Origin of the sequence: Arenibacter troitsensis (assembly GCF_900177645.1) — a bacterium.
GTDB lineage: Bacteria > Bacteroidota > Bacteroidia > Flavobacteriales > Flavobacteriaceae > Arenibacter > Arenibacter troitsensis.
Map to the genome: position 1 here is coordinate 68,944 of NZ_FXAO01000006.1, position 19,405 is coordinate 88,348.

Consider the following 19,405-nt stretch of genomic DNA (forward strand, 5'->3'; position numbering starts at 1 on the left):
GGTGTTTTAATTCAAGTTGCCGAGCCAAAATAGGAATCGGCCCCGGTACCTAAAGAAATATACAAAGTCTATAATTTGAGGAGAATTAGGAATTAATTGGGAACGTACAATTTCCAATGATAAAAGAATAGAGGTAATAATCCAATTTTAAGAACGCTTTCCCGTATTTCTACCACCAAGTATAAAAATAGCCCGGACTTGAAAATGATTGGGGTCTTTCTCCTGTAAATATACTTTGATATGGAGGACATGATTTTTGAAAAGCCTTATTCCCTTTTAAAGTTTGCTCCAAAAATGATTCATAGGTTTCCATATTATCATATTTCCTCAATCCCACGCTTACAACTTCTAAATAATTGTTCTGGTAATGATTGTAAATAGGATAATTTTGCAGTACAACAGGGATTTTTGGCAATGCTATATTTCCGTCCTTGTTACTATCGAAAAACACGTTCCATTCATATGGGGCGCTTACATCATATCCTCCTTCCAAATAAATACTCCCTACTATATGCCCAGTCCCAGATTTTGTCAACGAGACTATTTTATTCTCAAAAGTGTAATCAATTGACCAATTGGGAACTACTATAATGTCCTTAGGCAAACCTATTCCTTTCTCTCTATAATTTCCAATATTTAATTCATAAGCATATTCATAGAATTCCGTATTTAACTTATAATAAAAAGGAGAACGTATATATTGTCCATAACCATAAGACCATATGTTATGGTATAAATCGTTGTCTAAATCCTGTTGGTTGCGAAATCCGTATAATGTAAAATAACGGTCGCTATTGATGAACTCCTCGGGATTGGTCCTTAACTCCTTTTCCACTAAGTTTTCTACACTTAAATCCGAGAAATTAATTTCCAAATTGGCAGGGATCGGCCTATCCAGAAGCCGATAGTTATAAAAATTGTTCAATGGATTAAAACCATAAATGTAAATAGGACCAGATTCAGCCATATGGTTTGAAGGAACAAAACTTTGGATTTGCCTTTCTCCTGACTGGGTACTGGAAAAATGATAATCGCGTCCATAACCAAACAGTTGGGTCGAGTCTGAAAAACCATTTACACTAACAATACTTGAACTAGAACCCGAATATCGGTTGGGTACTACTAATGTCATTTCATTAAGGTTCTGACGATTAATATGGGAAAAACTATTTAGGTATGAGGCCACTCCATTTCTTCCTAAAGAAGCGAAGGTAATTGTGAAATCCCTTCCCAATTCAAATTCGCCAGTAGCATATAGTTTTACCACTCGCGTCTCGAAGATAATTTCCTTCATATCAATCAAATTACCGTCCAACTCAGAAGCAAACAAAAAATGATTAATAGAAATATTTGGACTTAGATATCCTTCAGGTATGTTCAAAGTAAATAATAATCTCAAAACATTAACATTCAAAAGCACTTCATTTGCATTGCCCAAGATGTCAACAGCCTTTATTTTTAGAATAGCTTCTCCAGCTGGATAGTTTTCCGGGTTAAAGTCAAATTTCACATTTAGTACTTCATCTGTGGAAAAGATTGTTCTGTCGTCGTAGAATATTTCGACCAAACGTATATCGGAATATGCATCGAGTATGGAGGGATCAAGAGTTGTAAGTTGATCAATCAATTGCCCATCCTGTATAGCTTCGAGAGTTATTTCAGGCCCAGAATTATCAACAATAAACTGCACACTATGATTACCTATGTTTCCGGCAATATCCTTTACCTCAATTTTAAAGTTGTTATCCCCCTCATTAAGATTTGCGGTGTCAATATTTAATTCATAGTTCTTATCATTGATATTTGCAATGATTACATCATTCATATACACCAATACTGAAGAAAGTTCTTCATTATCCCTAACATCAAATGTCACAGGATTTGTACCACCTCCAATAATTAAGCCATTTGTTATGGAAACATTGGTAATAGAAGGTAGTTGAGCATCAATACGTATATTTTGATCCTTCGAGGAAGAATTACCGCTGCTGTCCGTCACTATAATCTTAAGAATGTAATCATCAAAACCTTCTGTTTTACCGACCTTTGAAACGAAAGACGTCAAATCAATGGTAATACTGTAAGGTGGTTTCGACTCCTCACCTACTTTTTCATCGTTTATAAACGCCTCCACTTTAGCGATTCCTCCTTCATCCTTTGCTTCCACATTGACAACGAATAAAGTGCTTACCACCACTATTCCATCTTCTGGCGTATTTGGCATACCTGCTATTGAAAAAGCTACTGTAGGAGCTGTAACATCAGGTATTTTCTCGGATTCAGAATCATTTGTACAAGAAAGCAACACAATTGAAATAAAGGTAGTCACGGCAATAATAAATCTGCGCATAAATTAGGGCTGAATAAAAACAATCGTCAATTTATTTAAAACGTAGACTAATACCTAAAAAACCCATTAAAATGTAATGTATTTCTGTTTAGGAACACAAAACGAACTCAACTTGATCCCTTATTCATCCCCAGATTCGTCCCCCAAAATGAAAAAAGCCCTCAACTTGCGTTGAAGGCTTTTAGCGGTCCGGACGGGACTCGAACCCGCGACCCCCTGCGTGACAGTCTATTAGACCTTACATCAAAACATGTTATACACACATAATATCTACCTGAATATCAATACTTTAAATCATTATGGCCTAATTTGTAGTCATTTGTAGCCATTTGACATCAAGGAAAAGTGCGCGTAAAGTGAGCGTTTTTATTTCTTACCTTTTACTTATAATACCAATAAATCCATGGCCAAGGTAAGTCTGATACTCGATACAAGGAAGAAATCCAAAAGCAGGAATACCGGGCTGTATCCCATAGTCCTTAAAGTCTTCCACAAAAAGAACCGAATGCTCCGACTTGGCCACTACACCTCCCCCGCCGGATGGGATTCAAAAAACCATCTACTGCGCAGATCTTCAGCAGCAAACAATGGGCTGGACTGCCAAAAGATTAACGCCGAACTTGGAGATAAGTTCCATTGGGCTAAACAAGTGGTATACGAACTTGGCGATAGTATCGACCAGTTGGATGTCGACCTCCTTCTGGACCATATCAAGGTAAGATGGGATACCGAACAGGATTTTGAGATAAAAAAGAAGGTTGACAACAATATTTCCCTATCCCAATGGGGAAGTGTGCTGATAAAAAGAAAACGGGCAGCGAACATTCCCGGAACGGCACAATGGTACCAAAGCGGCGTGGATGCCATGACCAAATTCAATAATGGAAAGGATATGATGCTGTACGATATTACCCTTACATTTCTCAGGGACTTCGAGGCCCAACAACTGAAGAAGGGAAATTCGAAGAATACAATTGGCATGTATATGAGGGCGATCCGGTCCATTTACAATAGTGCCATCAAAGAAGACCAATTTGTTCCGATAAAAAATCCGTTCGATCATTATAGGTCGCCTTCGAAGGCAAGGACCAAAAAGAAGGCCGTGGCAAAGGTCAAGATCATGGATCTAAAGAATTTGGAATACGAGCAGGAAAGCCCACTTTGGCACGCCAAAAACTATGCCCTGATCATGTTCTACTGCAGGGGAATGAACTTTATAGATCTGGTCAAGCTCAAGGTAAAGAATATCGAGGGCGACCGTCTTCTATATGGAAGGAGCAAAACGGGCGACCCCTTCTCGGTCAGGATTACCGAAAGTCTGGAAGACATCTTGAAGTTCTACCTTAAGGGAAAACGACCTGAAGATTATTTGCTTCCTACTAACTATGACGGCAGCACCAAGCATTTTCAAAAGTACAAATCGCAAAGGAGGAGAATGAACGAACGTCTTAAGATCATTGCAAAGGATGCAGGGATAGAGGGTGAATTTACGACCTATTATATACGTCATTCCTGGGCCACCATTGCCAAATTTATGGGAATATCAACAGAAATAATCAGTGAAGGGTTGGGCCATAATTCCCTAAGGACAACGGAAATCTATTTGAAAAGCTTCACAAATACAGTGTTGGATGAGGCGAATCAGATAATTGTTTCTTAAGCTATTCATCTTAATCTAACCAGTTGAGCGAATGAACTATATCACGAAGTAATTAGTTATTGAATACACCAAACTTTCAACCCCTTTTTATTATAATTGAACTGGGGCTGAATGATGCTAAACGTTCTATTTTCTTAGACTCCCTCTTTGAGACCAAAACTCACTCAAATTATTCTGAAGATGTTTGTACTCTTGATAAAGAGTCACAAATGATGAAGCATTTTGGTTATTTGGGATATATACTTTTCCAATTATTACGGTTGAATCGCTAGCTGTTTCAAAATTCATAAAAGCACCCACTCCAATTCCTGCGGCCATGGCAACGCCCCAAGTTCCGGTTTCTAGACTTTGGGGTACTTCAACTATCATATTTAATGCATCGGCAAACATCTGACATAATACCGGACTCCTAGATCCTCCCCCGGTAAGTCTAATCTTTTCAAAGTCAGAGCCGCCACGCTTCAATTTATCTATATGTTCTAAATGACCTAATACAATACCTTTATAAATTGCATTTAACATATCCGCTTTGCTATGCCAACCAGCAAGCCCATAAAATCCTGCTCTTGCATTTCCACTATCTCCCGACCCGTGCAAATAAGGATGAAAAATTAATGGTCTCTTATCATCCAAAACGGTATTAACCAACTCATCACATACAACGTAAACCGATACACCTCTTTTTTGGGCCTCCAGCTGTTCTTTATAACAGAATTCCCTTATAAACCATTCTAAATTAGAAACTGATGTTGCGCTTGCCTCAACTGATTTCCACAGGTTCGGAACTGCAAAGGTAGTTGACATTGCCAAATCACTATTAAGAACTGGAGAATCGGTAACAACAGTATTAACACTCCAACTGCCCACGATAGCACTTGCCTGTCCCGTTTTTATTACCCCAGACCCTACCATACAGGCGTCTACATCCAACATGCCAGTTACCACAGGCGTTCCATCTAACAATCCAGTATAGGCTGCCCCTTTTTTTGACACTTTACCCAAAACTTTAGTACAGCTTTGTAATTGTGGTAATTTAGAAATTATATCATTTATTCCATAAAGATCAAAAATCTCCGAATTGTATGCTACCTTATTAATATCCAACAAATTAGTTGCGCCCATATCTGTATAATCAGAGCCTATCACACCGGTAAGACAATAATTGATAAAATCTTTACAAAGCAATACTGAACCAATCTCTTGATATAATTCCGGTTCAAATTGTTGTATCCACTTTAATAAAGTATTGGTTTGGGATGCCCAAAATTTTTGATAGGTATAGAGTCGAACCTTTTTATCCAAGCCATTTTTATTCCATTGCTCACATATAGCCTGTGCTCTCGAATCCAATGATTGTATCCCTTTTAATGGTTGTCCTTTTTTATCCAAAATATATAACCCATTTCCATGACCTGTTGAACCTACACATGCAATCTGTTTTGGATGTATTTCGGACTTTTGAATGACTTGTCTAATTGTCTCTGCGTTTACCTTCCAAAGCTCGTTCAAGTTTCTTTCACTATAACCTGGTACAGGATAAATAGTTCTTATCTTTTGGGAATACTGTGCAACCAAACATCCAGTAAAGTCAAAAATAACCGCTTTACAAACGGTGTTACCGTTATCTATACCCAAAAGAAACTTTTTCATATCTTTAAAATTATTCTTTTACGATGATCACTTAGTTTACCAAGCTTCCTGATAGAGTTTTATTATTTCATCTTTGCTAGGAACAATAGGATTATTCTGCGGACTTCCAGAAGCTAAGGCATCATCGGCCATTTTATGGAGTACTTCATGAAATTTTGCTTTCTCGATCCCCTTGCAATCCCTTAATCGAGGTACTTTTAAGCGCCGATTCAATGCTTCTAAACCTATGATCAAGTCTAGATTGGCAGCTTCATCAGTATCTGTATTTTTGGCCATCCCCATTGCTCTGGCTATTTGAGCATATTTATGTGCTGCTCCGGATATTGAAAACTTTGTTACCGTGGGCAATAGAACCGCATTGGAAAGACCATGTGGTAAATGAAATTGTACTCCTAAAGGGCGGCTCATACCATGAATCAAGCAAACACTACTATTCGTAAACGCCATTCCTCCATGACAGGCAGCCATTGCCATACCTTCTCTCGCAGTTTTATTATTTAAATCGTTCCAAGCAATTTCTAAATTTTCAGCTACCAGACGGATGCAAGAAAGAGCAAGGGCATCGGTCATTGCGCAAGATTTTTTTGATACATAAGCCTCTATCCCATGAGTTAACGTATCAATACCGACATGAGCAGTAAGAGCAGCAGGCATCGTAAGTGTTAGTTCATAATCAATTAATGCTACCTCAGGCAATAAATAATCGTCAAAAATCATCATCTTTACATCAGTTTCCGTATCTGATATCACCGTAACCTTAGTAACCTCACTTCCAGTTCCAGCTGTGGTCGGTATTGCTATTACTGGGATTCCTGGTTTCGGGATTTTTTGGTAACCCATATATTGTGAAAGGGGAGGTTTATTGTTAATAGCAATCGCTATTGCCTTGGCAGCATCAATAGGGCTGCCACCACCAACAGCTATAAGCATATCTGCTTTAGATTCGATAAGTATACGTAATCCTTCCTCAACATTATGGACTGTAGGATTGGGTTGCACCTTGCTAAAGGTTTCCCTTGATATTCCTGCCTCTTTAAATCCAGCAGATAATTTGTCAATCAAACCAATATTCTCTATAAAGGAATCCGTAATAAAAAGAACCCTTGTTGCCCCTATTCGGTTTACTTCCTCCAAAATGTGACCACTCGCACCCGCCCCTGAAATTATTCTATTAGCAGTACTAAAAGTATTTATCATTTTCAATTCCTTTACCAACCTGATTTTCTTTGATACATATTATCCCACCTTGAAAGCACTACTTTTTGACGAGTGTAAAACATTATCCCTTCCGTACCTTGCATATGAAGATCTACGTAAAAGGAATCATTCCAACCAGAAAAAGGAAATAATGACATTGGTGCCGGTACACCGACATTGACTCCTACCATACCACACTTAATATCCCCGGTAAACTTTCTGGCCGCACCACCATTACTTGTGAAAATAGTAGCTCCGTTTCCATAATTTAAACCGTTGAGCCATTGAATCGCTTCATCTATGTTTTTGGGGTTCAGCATTGACAACACGGGTCCAAAAATTTCCTCACTGAAAATTGACATATTCGGTGTAACATGTTCAAATAAGGTGGGGCCGACAAAAAAACCTTTCTCTGGAATTCCATTTCGACCGTCCCTTACTAATTTGGCACCCGTCCTTTTTGTATTTTCTATAATATTCGTAATCCGTTCCTTACTATTAAAATCTATCACTGGCCCCATTTGAGTAGCTTCATTGCGTAATGGATCCCCTAAAACAAGTTCATCCATTGCCCTGACAACGCCTTCTTTTAATGATTCGGCACTTTCACCAACTCCCATAAGTAATGAACCGGCCATGCAGCGTTGACCTGCGCAACCAAATGCCGACCCCATAATTGCCCTTAGGGTAGCATCTTGCTCCGCATCTGGCATAACCAGTAGAACATTCTTTGCAGCACCCCCAGCTTGCACCCGCTTGCCATGACTTGTTCCCAAGGAATAAACATATTTGGCAATATGGGAGGATCCAACAAAACTAATTGCCGCAATTTTAGGATGTGTACAAAAGGCATCAACAATTTCCTTTCCGCCATGTACAATATTCAAAACTCCATCAGGTAAACCTGCCTCCATAAAAATTTCCCCTAGTCTTACAACAGTTAGAGGGACCTTTTCACTAGGCTTTAGTATAAATGTATTGCCACAAGCTATGGCTAAAGGAAACATCCACATAGGTACCATTGCTGGAAAGTTAAATGGACTTATGCCTACACAAACACCTAATGGTTCCCTCATTGTAACGCCATCTATATTGTTGGCCACTTGCCCTAAACTTTCACCTTTACTAAGATGCGCTATACCACATGCAAATTCTACTACTTCGAAGCCTCTTCGCATATCGCCCCTAGCCTCATCCAAAGTCTTGCCATTTTCCAGAGAAATCAATTCACTTAGCTCCTCGAATCTATCTTCCAATAAGGAGCGATATTTAAATAAAATGTCGGCACGCCGAGTTGCAGGAGTTTCAGACCATGTTTTAAATGCATTTTTGGCACATTCCACAGCTACTTCCACGTCTTCAGAACTACCCATCGGAGTTTTACTAATAACCTCTTCGGTAGATGGATTATAAACGTTTTGATAGTTATCTGCTTGCGAAACCCTCCATTTGCACCCGAATAAGGAGGGTACAAACTCGGGAATCTTAATTTTTAAAGTACTCATACTATGCTTTTTCTATATTGTTATTATAAATTTCCATTGCTTCCTCTGGTGTTGCATCCTTATGAATCATGGCCATAAAAGCCTTTACAATTTGAGCTGGATTAGGATGTTGATATATATTTCTTCCATAAACCAATCCCTTGGTTCCTTGTTGAAGAAATCCATAAGTTTTTTTAAAAATCTCTTTTAATTCTTCCTTTCCCCCACCTCGCACCAGTACAGGACAACGAGCAGCCTCCACTACCTCATGATAATCTTCCACGTGTTCTGTTGGATCCGCTTTTATAATATCCGCTCCTAACTCTCGTGCTTGTCTCACAAGAGGAACTATTAATTTCTTATTACCATCTACTTGATACCCCCCTCTACTATTATTACTCTTCATAACCAAAGGTTCAATCATTAATGGCATTCCGTATTTATCACATTCCGATCTGATTCTACTAATATTTTTTATGCTTAGGCGATGTAAATCTGGTTCCCCGGGAAGAAGCAATAAATTGCAGACAACACAAGCAGCATCCATTCGGAGAGCTTCAAGTAAAGGTTCATTTTCATTTTGAAGAGCACTATACATAACCTTATGTATTTCAGGATTATAAGGGTTCCCTACATCCACCCTCATTACTAAAGCTGGTTTATTCTTGCCCGGGATATTCTGTAAAATATCGCTTTGACCATAATTGGTTTGAATAGCATCCGGACCAGCCAACACTAGTTGCCCAATAACTTTTTCGACATTTTCGAGCCCATCCAAAAAGCTAAATTCATTAAAAATTCCGTGATCTATAGCAACGTCCAAACATTTTCCTGACTTGTTGAACATCCTCTTTAATCTGACCTTAGGAGATATATACATAATATTTCTTATTTTAATTTTAAATTGTGATTACGGCTTAATATTTCTAAAGTTCTATTTATTTCTTCTTCCAAAGTATTTTCTGACCAATTATTCAATTTTCCCAGAATGGATCCTATTTCTTTTAGTAGTGAATAAGTCAGCTCACCTTTTAAAGCAATTGTGGTTCGTCTTAGGATAAGATCATCCAAATGGACTACATATTCATTTTTAACTAAATACATCATTTCCCTAAAGGTGTACTCCGTGTGAAAATCAAGAGGTTGATCATTATCTTTAACCATAAATGAAGCTACTGCTTCGGCCTCTGTCCCGTAACGTTCCAAAAGTTTCTCTAGTTTACGAACTGACAGCCCTGTTTGACTTTGTATTTTATCAAGCCAGTTGTTTCTTTCTGTTTTATTTTTAGGAAAATTCTTCCCCCCTCCAATCGAAATATCCCAGGTATCTATTTTTCTTGAAAAATTCAAGACTTTCAAGATTTCATCAGCTGTCTTTTCTGAAAAAGCCCTGAATGTTGTCCATTTTCCTCCAACCAAATTATAAATAGGAAACTTATTGGTTTTTGAAGCTGGTATAATTTCTATACTATGATTGCGACTTATCCGTGCTGTGACATCTGCATTAGAATTAGGCAATGGTCTAACTCCACAAAATTGAAATACTATATCAGAATTTGGAATTTCAATTTTAGGAAAGATCTGCTTCACGGCATTTAACATATATGCTACCTCATCTTTATGACAGATCGCCTCCTCTGGATTATCAATTTTAATATCTGTTGAACCAACTAACACCTTCCCTTGAAATGGAAAAAGTATACAAATTCGACCATCCTCATTTTCATAAAATAGCATTTGACCTTGTGTAGCCTTTGTAAGCTCCACATTGTCTATAACCAAATGAGAACCTTTTGTACCCCCTATATAATGGGATTTTTTCCCTAATGTCCTATTTGTTATATCAATCCAAGCACCTGTGGCATTAACAACAATTTCTGGTTTTAGAGTTATACATTCCCCCGTAATAGTATCCTTTACAACTACGGAGTCATAATTACAGTTCTCTAAACCCATATAATTAACAGCCAACGAATTGTTCCCTATTGAATTAGAGTCCTTTATCAGTTCTAGACACAAGCGTTCGGGATATGAAATCCATGCGTCAAAATAAGTTGCTGTACCAACAATATTCGGATGTAACTCCGGCCTATTTTTTAGTGCTTTTTTTCTTGATGTAAAATTATGTGTTGGTAATATTCGTTGCTTTCGTGTATAAAAATCGTATAGGCTTAAACCCAATTTGACAATTAAAGCTCCACGACCAACATTCCGTGTAGGCCTACCAAAAAATTTTGGTACAGCACTAATGGTTCCTGAAAGCCAACTAAATATGGGTATCGTAGTCGGCAATGGTTTAACATAATGGGCAGCATTGAGTATTAATCTATTCCGTTCCGAAAGACTCTCCTTAACAAGTTTTACTTCATTATTCTCTAGATAACGAAGGCCCCCATGAATCATCCGAGAGGATGCAGCACTTGCACCTGAAGAAAAATCATTCTTATCTATCAATATGGTAGGAACACCCTGAAGTGTAAGTTCCCGATAGAGTCCTGCACCATTAATTCCAGCCCCGACAATCAATACTGATATTTCTTTTAAATTTCTTAAATTATTTAAAATGTCTTTCCGATCCATCACTCTTCAATGGTTAATTTTGGTTCGTTTAATTGTTTTGTTTTTAAAGCTTGGTAAGCAATTATATCTATGTTCAATTCCCAGAACCTAATTTTCATAATATCAATTCAAAAAAGAGATACAAACCAATCATGATTAATGATAACACAGCCCATCCAATCCATATATTTCTATTATTCTTTTTACCAAAAGATGCGTAGGCCTCTAATAAAGTAGGTAATGGAGACGATGGTGAAGTCTTTTTTGTGAATAGTGATATAACAATCATAAACACCATTAAGAAGGCAAAAAGATAAAAGGTAATTAATAAAAAGTGAGGCCAGTATTCCTTGGAAGGCCAACCCGACAAATAACAAAATCCAATTATAACACTAGGAATATTACCAATTATAAGCGTATAAAATGCTGCTTTGGGTGTAGCACCTTTCCAGCATATACCCAACATAAAGACAGCTGCCAATGAAGGACTTAAAAAAGAGAAAATAGAATTAATAAGATCAAAAAGATTCATTCCGTCTACCGAATCAAGACCATATGCTATGAAAATTGCAACAAAAGCAACCAGACCGGTAACTAATTGTCCCATTTTCTTTAATTGATTGTCACTAGCTCCCCTATTAATTTTCTTCTGATATATATCCAAGGTAAAAATAGTGCTTGCCGAATTTAACATTGAGTTGACAGTACTTATAAGGGCTGCCATCAACATGGCTACTATTAATCCTATCATTCCGTTAGGCAAATAATTGTCCACCATTGTCATAAAGGCGTCATCGGAATCCTTTAAATCAGGGTGTAATGCCAAACAGATTATGCCCGGAAGAAAAAATATAACCGGCACTAAAATTTTCAAGTACCCTGTAAATAATATACCCTTTTGTGCCTCCTCAAGGTTTTTTGCCCCCAGTGCCCGCTGTACAATTGTTTGATTGGTACACCAATACCAAATAGCCATCACAGGATACCCAAATACAATAGCTGGCCAAGGATAGGCCGAATCATCCGCCGGCCTAAACAATTTCCAATGATCCTCTGGAACTAAATCATACAATTTTCCAAAACCACCAATCTCATTGATGCCAACCCCAGTCAATATTGCACATGCCACTATCATTAATATTGATTGAAAAGCATCAGTAATAGCTACTGCTTTCAAACCACCCGTAATTGTAAAACTTGCGGAGATGAATGTCATTAAAAGCAATGACAACCATAGCGGCCATTGCATTAATTGGCCCATTAATATTGACCCTGCAAACAATACCGCTCCTACCCCTATGGTAATTTGCACAAAGATTATCCACGAAAGAATATTTCTACTAGGAGCCCCAAACCTTTTATAAATAAATTCAGGCATGGTACTAATTCGCGTTGACAAATAATGAGGAAGAAAAACCATTGCCATAAGAATAAGGAAAATGAAGGCTAGCCATTCAAAATTGTTTGCCACCATCCCATAGGCATAGGCAACCCCAGAAGAACTTATTAACATCATCGGACTTATATTGGTCCCAAAAATAGATAAGCCAATAATTTTCCAATTTAAATCCCTTCCTGCAAGAAAATAATCTTCTGAACTTTTTCGATTACTACCGACCCAAAAGCCCAAAATTATTAACCCCAGTAAATAAAAAAATATAACCGTAAAATCGAATCCGTTTAAATTTGTCTGCAAAATCTATTTTTTTATAACTATTCTTTTTCTAAATATTCCCTTAAATCATTGGACATTGGCCACTCCAACTGAACGTGATTTTTCCTTAATTCCGAACGAAGTTCTTCAGGTGCAATTGCCATTACATTCACTTTATCCCTATTGGCCAGATAAATTGCAGTACCTGCCGCTTGCCCCAATTGCATCATAGTTCTAGACAACCTACAACTTGACGCAGCTAATGAACTAAAACTTGCCGCCCTCGAGGCCATTAGTACATTTTTAAATCCCTTAGGAATCAAACAGCGGTAAGGTATCCCATAAGGGAAATCCAATTCCGTACATCCAGACCTACCTTCTTCGTGAACATCCATGGGGTGGTCAGAGATAGCTATAATATCAGGATGACCCTGTTGTTTTAGCCCTTTAACCAAGTCATTTTCAGTAAGGACATACTCACCAAATACACGGTGTGTTTCCCTAACTCCCAGTGAAATAAAACGAGAGGTTATTTTAAAGGATTGGAAAATTGGATAATTAGTTTGTAGATTGTGCCAGTGAGCCAAACTTCTCCTTAAGCATTCCTCATAAGCAGATACTTCGGTATCAACCCAATTAAAAAACTCGTCCCCGGACATAGTTGGCAACATATTAACATTGTAATCTCCATTTGGATATTGTACCAAACTAGTAAGTGGAAATTTTGATGTCCACCAGCATTCTGATGAAATATCATCTGGTAAAGGTTGTACCTCATTTTTATCTGCTGGAGAAATTCTAAAAATAAGACTGACACCATTTAGTTTTTTAGTGGGGCTTAATGGTGCACTAGGTTCTTTGAACATACTCCTTGATTCCTGACCGAAAAGAGTTTGGCCCCCACAAGCCCTACTTAAATAACCATCATCTGTGGCATCTATATAATATTCTGCTCTTATATCCTTTTTATTGGATAGTTTAATAGAAATTACTTTACCATTTATATATTCGGCTTTTACAAATGATGTGTTTTTTAACAATTCGATATTCGGATACTCTTTTAGCATTTCTTCAACAATATGCTGATAAATAATAGGTTCAAATGGCACGCCATGCCAGTACTTTCGAACGAAATTCTCACTTGTAGCTAAAGAGCCCGATCCAAATCGGCGTAGGCTATCAACATATTTAAAATTCGGAGATATTGTAAGATCTGCCCCGGCAGGAAACTGTGATTCACCTGATTCGTTTTTCCATGCGCAATGACGGTTGAATTCATATATACCCACAGCATTATGAACCTTCTTCATTCTTTTGTAAATATCAAAGGGAACTCCTGTACCCCCTGCGCCCATTTCCCATACAGAAACACCACTAACAGCCGCATTACCTCCTATCTCATTGTTTTTTTCCAAAAGAAGGGTTCGAAGCCCATACTTTCCAGCTGACAGTGCGGCTCCAATTCCACCACTTCCTGCCCCAATAATAACAACATCGTAATCGAACATATACTTTTTGTTTTAATAAGGGATAATTTCTTGAACCATTGGCATTATTGTAAGCTCCGGGATAATCAAATGATCAGGTAATAAGCATGCATCCACCACCACTTTTCCCATGTCGTCCGGCTGAATAGCTTTTTTCGCTACTTCTTCATCAAATCCTTGTAGACCGGTAGCCTCATTAAAAGAAGTGTTGCCCCAGGATGGAGTAATGCACATTGCTCGAACGCTATGTGGTCTTAAGTCCACATACAATGACCTACTAAACTGTTCCAATCCGGCCTTTGCTGCCGCATATATACTGAATCCTGGCCATGCCTGGGTGGAGCAAATGGAAGATATATTTATAATTGTACCCGATTTCTGTTTTACCATAAGGTCGGCAGCTCTTTTGCTACCATATATTGCCCCTAGTAAATTTAATTCAACTGATGATTTAATATCCAAATCGGATTGCGCTGTAATATCCGCAATAGCAATTCCACCCCCCGCATTATTTATAAGAATATCCAATTGACCATGTTTCTCAATAATGGCTTTTACTAATTCATCCCAATCTTCTGGACTAGTTACATCCGCTCTTTTATAATTTATATTCAATTCAGATGCGGCAGTTTTAAGTTTTTCTATACTCCTGCCGGTAATCCACACATTTGCTCCGGCTTCCTTTAATTTTTTGGCAATTCCATATCCATATCCATTGGAACCCCCAGTTACAATAGCCGTTTTGTTCGATAATAATTTTGTCATATCTAAATAATATATTTTAATAATAAGTTTATTAATAAATAATCAAGCTTGTCAAGAACTATGCTTGAACCATAATCATAAAAAAGTTTTTCCACCATTAACTGCTATTTTTTGACCTGTAATAAACTTTGAGGATTCGCTGGCCAAGAATGCTACTACCTGTCCAATATCATCTGGGGAACCTTGATGACCAAGAGGCAAATTAGCTTTATATAAGTTGTAATCCTCTTCGGATGTCCCTAAGTGCCTCTCTACAGGGATCCATCCTGGTGCAACCAAATTGCATGTTATCCCAAATGGACCCAATTCCGTTGCCCAGCTACGAGTTAGTGCGAGCATGGCACCTTTAGCTGCAACATAATGTCCAAATTCCTTACTCCCTAACTCTACCACCTCACTGCCAATATTAATAATTCTTCCTGCCCTCCTTTGCTTCATCTTATCAAGATTGGCTTTAAGTAAAAGCAGCGGAGCCTTTACAAAAAAATCTAATTGTCCTAAATAGTCATCCCATATTTGATTTTCTAATTTAATCATATGTTGTGGGCCCGTTGCATTGTTTACGATTACATCAATTTCCCCAAAATCCCTTTCTATTCCCTCTACCATTTTGATTACGGCAGTTTCCTCAGTTATATCATAGGCATATGATTTTACCATCCCTCCTTTTTTTTCGATTTCGGAAACAACCTGAGCGGCCTTTGAATGATCTTTTAAATAGTTAAGGGCTACTCTAGCACCGTTATTTGCCACACATTTGGCTATCGAAGCACCAAGTCCCTTGGAGGCTCCGGTGACCAATACCACTTTTTCATTTAGATTTTTCATGAGCTTATATATTTTTAATGTCATAATTGACATGCTTTATAGGCAAACAAAGTATAGTGACCTATATAATATTAAACCAGTAACAATTTAATAACATAACTTCTGGAGTATGACATTTTAGAATGCTCAGATTAAATTAATAGAACACTTTTAAAATTCATATTTATAAACTCCCATTGATGGTATAGCACAAAATTCCATACTATTACTAATTACCGCATAGTATAATCTTCTGTATTCATACTTATGAGCAATATTTGTTTTTGATAAGTTTTTGTTTTGCCTACTCTTGTATTTTCAAGGTTTCCAAATAAGCTACTAAGTTTATCAAATCCTTTTCCTCCATTACCCTATCCAAACCTTCCGGCATAAGAGATTTATCCATTTCCTCCATGTTTTCAATATCCTTTAGAGATATTTCCTTTATTGAGGCCCCCATCATTTTTAAAGTAATGGTATTTTCTGATCTTCCTATAATATATCCCATAAGTGCACTACCATCCTTTAATTTGATATTGTATCCTTCATATCCAAAATTGATACCAGCACTTGGATAGACTATTGAGGAATATAAAAAGCTTTTAGAAAGTTTGTTCCCAATATCTGACAAACCTGGTCCGAAATCAATACCAGCCCCATCTGCCACATGGCAAGAGGCACAATAGGTATTATAGACCAATTTACCTGTATCAGCATCACCCTCCTTTTGTTCCAGAGCCAATATGTCAATACTGTTCTCCCCGATGGGTGCCAAATAATTGGGAGCGCTTTTCCTGATTTCATCATTTCTACTTGTCATAAGCTTGAGGACGGCAGTAATTTTATATTCATCTTTGATCATACCGTTTACCAAAAGATCATATAATTTTGCTTGGCCATTTCCAGTATTGCCAAGTGATTCTACAACCTTACGCATTAATGAAGTAGAGAATTTATTTTCCAATAGACACTTTTCCAAAAAGTCGATTGCAGTCCCTTGGCCCACTCCTCCTAAAACATCCATCAATTGAAGTTTAGACAAATCGGACCCATTAGATCTAAAATATTCTGTAACATAATTACTGCCACCAACATCAAAGAGCATAGCAGCTGCCTCTTTGCGTATTTCTATATCGGTATCGCTAATTGTCAATTGAAACAATGCCTTCTCTTGACCCTTTACCTTTAAGTTTTTTATAGCCCTCAACCACTCTGGGGTACCTTCGATATGAGGTAAAATCTTTTTAACGGACCGGGTGTACACTGAGGAATTCTTTACAAATGCCTCGTCCAATTCACCAACTGCATACGTCTGTATTAATTTTCTATGGGGGTGATTCAAAGTTAATAGGGAAAGGAGCAGTTGGTTTTTTTTCGGATGAGTTTTGAAGTGGAAGGCCCGAAAATATGATGGTATTATATCTGGGGAAATGTTCTTGTCCTTTATTAGTTTTATTAATAGAGGTACAGTGGCTTCTGCATTTACCCGCCATACGATATCTTTTCCAGCCTGGTTATGCCAATTATCGCCAACTTTGTTCTTCCAGGCTCCAAAATATAAATCACTATAAATATCCGCCCCTATACCTAACGCCTCTAATTCCCAGCGATCACCCGCCTGGTGTTGGACGGCCAAATCGGCCCAAAGTCTGGCTGCATCCTTAGTCCCTATATATTTTAGTGCAATTGCAGCCTCCCTTCGTACCTGTGCCGAAGAATCATTTACTACTTTAACAATAAAGTCCGTCAACTTATCAATTGCCACATACTTGGCCATCCGGATTCCCTGCATACGAAATTTTGGATCCTTATCTGATAATGCCATATCAATATATTTTAGACACTTGGAAGGTATTTTTGCACCTAACCATAAAGCCCTTGCTTTTGCAATTCCATCTTTTTTGATTAATTCGCTTAAATAGGGTTCCACTAACTCTCCCATTGAATGAAGCTTTTGCCATGATTGGTAAAAAACGTCCATATTAGGAGAAATCAAATTTTTTGCCGCTCCTTCCGCTGTAGACAACTCAAGCTTGTATGGGATGTAATTATCCATAGTAGACAGGCGATAAACTCTGCCTCGAGCAACATCATCTGCCATATGCCCACCAACCCCACCATCATACCAATCCGATATGAAGAGGGAGCCATCAGGTGCAACTGCAACATCATCGGGTCGAAACCAATTGTCCTTGCTTGTTATAATGTTTTCGATATGGGCCTTGTGCCCAGCTCCATTATTCTCGATAATATAGGAACGAACAACATTGTGACCAGGCTCAGCATGAATCAACTGATTTTTAAATTTACCAGGCAACATATCACCCTCATATACAATCATTCCACATGGAGACCCTGAGCCTGTTTGCAAAAGATTGGGTACCGTACCTGGGTCATTTTGATGCCAGTGTCTTTTGGGAATGGAATCACTCCATCCAGCTCTACGTTTCTGCCAGCCGGCCCCCGTAATCTTATCTCTAAAGCCATAGTTCCCGTATTCCATTAGGAAATTAATTCGTACACCTCGATTACCGTCATCATCATTATCCGACTGCCAAAGCCCACCGTATGAATCTATTGCAAGTTCGTAAGGATTCCGAAAATTATGTCCTAACACTTCAACATTGGATCCGTCCAGTTCCGACCGAAATACCATACCCTCCCAATATGGCCGTCCAGAATTTTTGATTTTCTGACCATGTATATCCAATATTGTATCCCCTTCCTTACTTAAAAGATGCTTCGCCTCATTCCCATAATTGAAATACAATCGTCCATCAGGGCCAAAAATAAAAGCATGTGCACCATGGTCATGATTTATACCAGCTATACCGCTAAACATAATTTCCTTAGAATCGGGCACATCATCACCATCTTCATCGGTAAAGACAAAAATATTTGGGCTCACGGAGACTATAACCTTGTTCCCCAATACCAATATCCCTAGTGCAGAATTGATATCCTCCCCTTGATAGAATACTTTGGAGGTATCCGCCACCCCATCTTGATTTGTATCTTCCAAAATCATAATGCGGTCGCCCTTTTTCTCATAAGGGTTTTTAGGGTTTCGAAAATTTCTATAGTTTCGCCCCTCACAAATCCAAATCCTGCCATTGGCATCAATAGCCATATTTGTAGGATTCGTAATCGTAGGTTCCGACGAGAACAAATTCATCTTCAAATTTTTTGCCACATTCATTGATGCCATTGCGTTTTGTGGTAGCCTTTTTTCTTGATCGGAAAGTTCATCATAATGTATTAAGGATTTTTCATCCTTTTGTTTACAAGAACTTATGGTAAAAGACCCAATTATGAGAATACTTATAAAAACTCCGCAGCGGTTTAAATTGGACATAAGTAATAATATTAAATAATTAGTATAAATTTTTGAAATCAAAATATAAATGAGCCCTTATCAATTTCTATACACATTAGGTTCCCTAATATGAAAATCCCATGTTCCATACCTTGGATGCTTAAATAGCTTATACCATACTAATGAATTTGATATTTCCATAATTATAACATATTATTAATTTTGTTTCGGCCTATCCCAGAGTATCTCAAGTCAGATTTTTTTCCATAGCATTGTATTTCAGTTGTATATACTTGTTTATTCTCTAACTTGTTTAAATGTGAAATAAGCGCCATTACAAAAAAATCAATTACTCTAACAATTGTCATTCCATATTTAACTTTCTATATTGATAATAGCTAGTGGCCATTCGCATTGTTTACAATCAATTCTATATTTAAACAATCCCTTTTAATTTCCTCTGTTATGCCATAGGC

Annotated in this window: 12 protein-coding genes; 1 reads left to right on the forward strand and 11 read right to left on the reverse strand. The window is 37.8% G+C overall.

From position 1 onward, the window contains the following. Positions 1–169: 169 nt before the first annotated feature. Positions 170–2,350, reverse strand: a complete 2,181-nt coding sequence (locus tag B9Y87_RS14360; RefSeq protein WP_085499672.1) for an Ig-like domain-containing protein — start codon at positions 2,348–2,350, stop codon at positions 170–172. A gap of 403 nt (positions 2,351–2,753) precedes the next feature. Between B9Y87_RS14360 and B9Y87_RS14365 the strand changes: the two genes are divergently transcribed. Then, the gene (locus tag B9Y87_RS14365) at positions 2,754–4,010 is read left to right on the forward strand and encodes a tyrosine-type recombinase/integrase (RefSeq protein ID WP_085499673.1); all 1,257 of its coding nucleotides are present in this window, start codon (positions 2,754–2,756) and stop codon (positions 4,008–4,010) included. Positions 4,011–4,136: 126 nt separating this feature from the next. Here B9Y87_RS14365 and B9Y87_RS14370 read toward each other — a convergent pair whose 3' ends face one another. From B9Y87_RS14370 to B9Y87_RS14415, 10 genes are all read right to left on the reverse strand, one after another. Beyond that, positions 4,137–5,660 carry an FGGY-family carbohydrate kinase gene (locus B9Y87_RS14370; protein ID WP_085499674.1) on the reverse strand — a complete coding sequence of 508 codons (1,524 nt, stop codon included), beginning with the start codon at positions 5,658–5,660 and terminating at the stop codon, positions 4,137–4,139. Positions 5,661–5,696: 36 nt separating this feature from the next. Beyond that, positions 5,697–6,857 carry an iron-containing alcohol dehydrogenase gene (locus B9Y87_RS14375; RefSeq protein WP_085499675.1) on the reverse strand — a complete coding sequence of 387 codons (1,161 nt, stop codon included), beginning with the start codon at positions 6,855–6,857 and terminating at the stop codon, positions 5,697–5,699. A gap of 11 nt (positions 6,858–6,868) precedes the next feature. Continuing rightward, entirely contained in the window at positions 6,869–8,362 is a 1,494-nt protein-coding gene (locus B9Y87_RS14380) for a CoA-acylating methylmalonate-semialdehyde dehydrogenase (protein WP_085499676.1), read from the reverse strand. Position 8,363: 1 nt separating this feature from the next. Beyond that, positions 8,364–9,188 carry a class I fructose-bisphosphate aldolase gene (locus B9Y87_RS14385; RefSeq protein WP_217807525.1) on the reverse strand — a complete coding sequence of 275 codons (825 nt, stop codon included), beginning with the start codon at positions 9,186–9,188 and terminating at the stop codon, positions 8,364–8,366. A 41-nt stretch (positions 9,189–9,229) separates the two neighbouring features. Beyond that, entirely contained in the window at positions 9,230–10,921 is a 1,692-nt protein-coding gene (locus B9Y87_RS14390) for a glycerol-3-phosphate dehydrogenase/oxidase (RefSeq protein ID WP_085499678.1), read from the reverse strand. A 94-nt stretch (positions 10,922–11,015) separates the two neighbouring features. Beyond that, complete coding sequence (locus B9Y87_RS14395; protein ID WP_176225639.1) at positions 11,016–12,596, reverse strand: sodium:solute symporter family transporter; 1,581 nt, start codon at positions 12,594–12,596, stop codon at positions 11,016–11,018. A gap of 17 nt (positions 12,597–12,613) precedes the next feature. Next, a complete protein-coding gene (locus tag B9Y87_RS14400; RefSeq protein WP_085499680.1) occupies positions 12,614–14,062 on the reverse strand; it encodes an FAD-dependent oxidoreductase in 1,449 nt (482 codons plus the stop codon). 12 nt (positions 14,063–14,074) lie between these two features. After that, the gene (locus B9Y87_RS14405) at positions 14,075–14,806 is read right to left on the reverse strand and encodes an SDR family oxidoreductase (protein ID WP_085499681.1); all 732 of its coding nucleotides are present in this window, start codon (positions 14,804–14,806) and stop codon (positions 14,075–14,077) included. A 75-nt stretch (positions 14,807–14,881) separates the two neighbouring features. Next, positions 14,882–15,634 carry an SDR family oxidoreductase gene (locus tag B9Y87_RS14410; protein ID WP_085499888.1) on the reverse strand — a complete coding sequence of 251 codons (753 nt, stop codon included), beginning with the start codon at positions 15,632–15,634 and terminating at the stop codon, positions 14,882–14,884. 283 nt (positions 15,635–15,917) lie between these two features. Beyond that, positions 15,918–18,968 carry a PVC-type heme-binding CxxCH protein gene (locus tag B9Y87_RS14415; RefSeq protein WP_085499682.1) on the reverse strand — a complete coding sequence of 1,017 codons (3,051 nt, stop codon included), beginning with the start codon at positions 18,966–18,968 and terminating at the stop codon, positions 15,918–15,920. Positions 18,969–19,405: the final 437 nt, after the last annotated feature.

Coding starts and splice junctions, on each gene's coding strand:
- B9Y87_RS14360 (WP_085499672.1), bottom strand. CDS start 2,350: ATGCGCAGATTTATTATTGCCGTGACTACCTTTATTTCAATTGTGTTG.
- B9Y87_RS14365 (WP_085499673.1), top strand. CDS start 2,754: ATGGCCAAGGTAAGTCTGATACTCGATACAAGGAAGAAATCCAAAAGC.
- B9Y87_RS14370 (WP_085499674.1), bottom strand. CDS start 5,660: ATGAAAAAGTTTCTTTTGGGTATAGATAACGGTAACACCGTTTGTAAA.
- B9Y87_RS14375 (WP_085499675.1), bottom strand. CDS start 6,857: ATGATAAATACTTTTAGTACTGCTAATAGAATAATTTCAGGGGCGGGT.
- B9Y87_RS14380 (WP_085499676.1), bottom strand. CDS start 8,362: ATGAGTACTTTAAAAATTAAGATTCCCGAGTTTGTACCCTCCTTATTC.
- B9Y87_RS14385 (WP_217807525.1), bottom strand. CDS start 9,188: ATGTTCAACAAGTCAGGAAAATGTTTGGACGTTGCTATAGATCACGGA.
- B9Y87_RS14390 (WP_085499678.1), bottom strand. CDS start 10,921: ATGGATCGGAAAGACATTTTAAATAATTTAAGAAATTTAAAAGAAATA.
- B9Y87_RS14400 (WP_085499680.1), bottom strand. CDS start 14,062: ATGTTCGATTACGATGTTGTTATTATTGGGGCAGGAAGTGGTGGAATT.
- B9Y87_RS14405 (WP_085499681.1), bottom strand. CDS start 14,806: ATGACAAAATTATTATCGAACAAAACGGCTATTGTAACTGGGGGTTCC.
- B9Y87_RS14410 (WP_085499888.1), bottom strand. CDS start 15,634: ATGAAAAATCTAAATGAAAAAGTGGTATTGGTCACCGGAGCCTCCAAG.
- B9Y87_RS14415 (WP_085499682.1), bottom strand. CDS start 18,968: ATGTCCAATTTAAACCGCTGCGGAGTTTTTATAAGTATTCTCATAATT.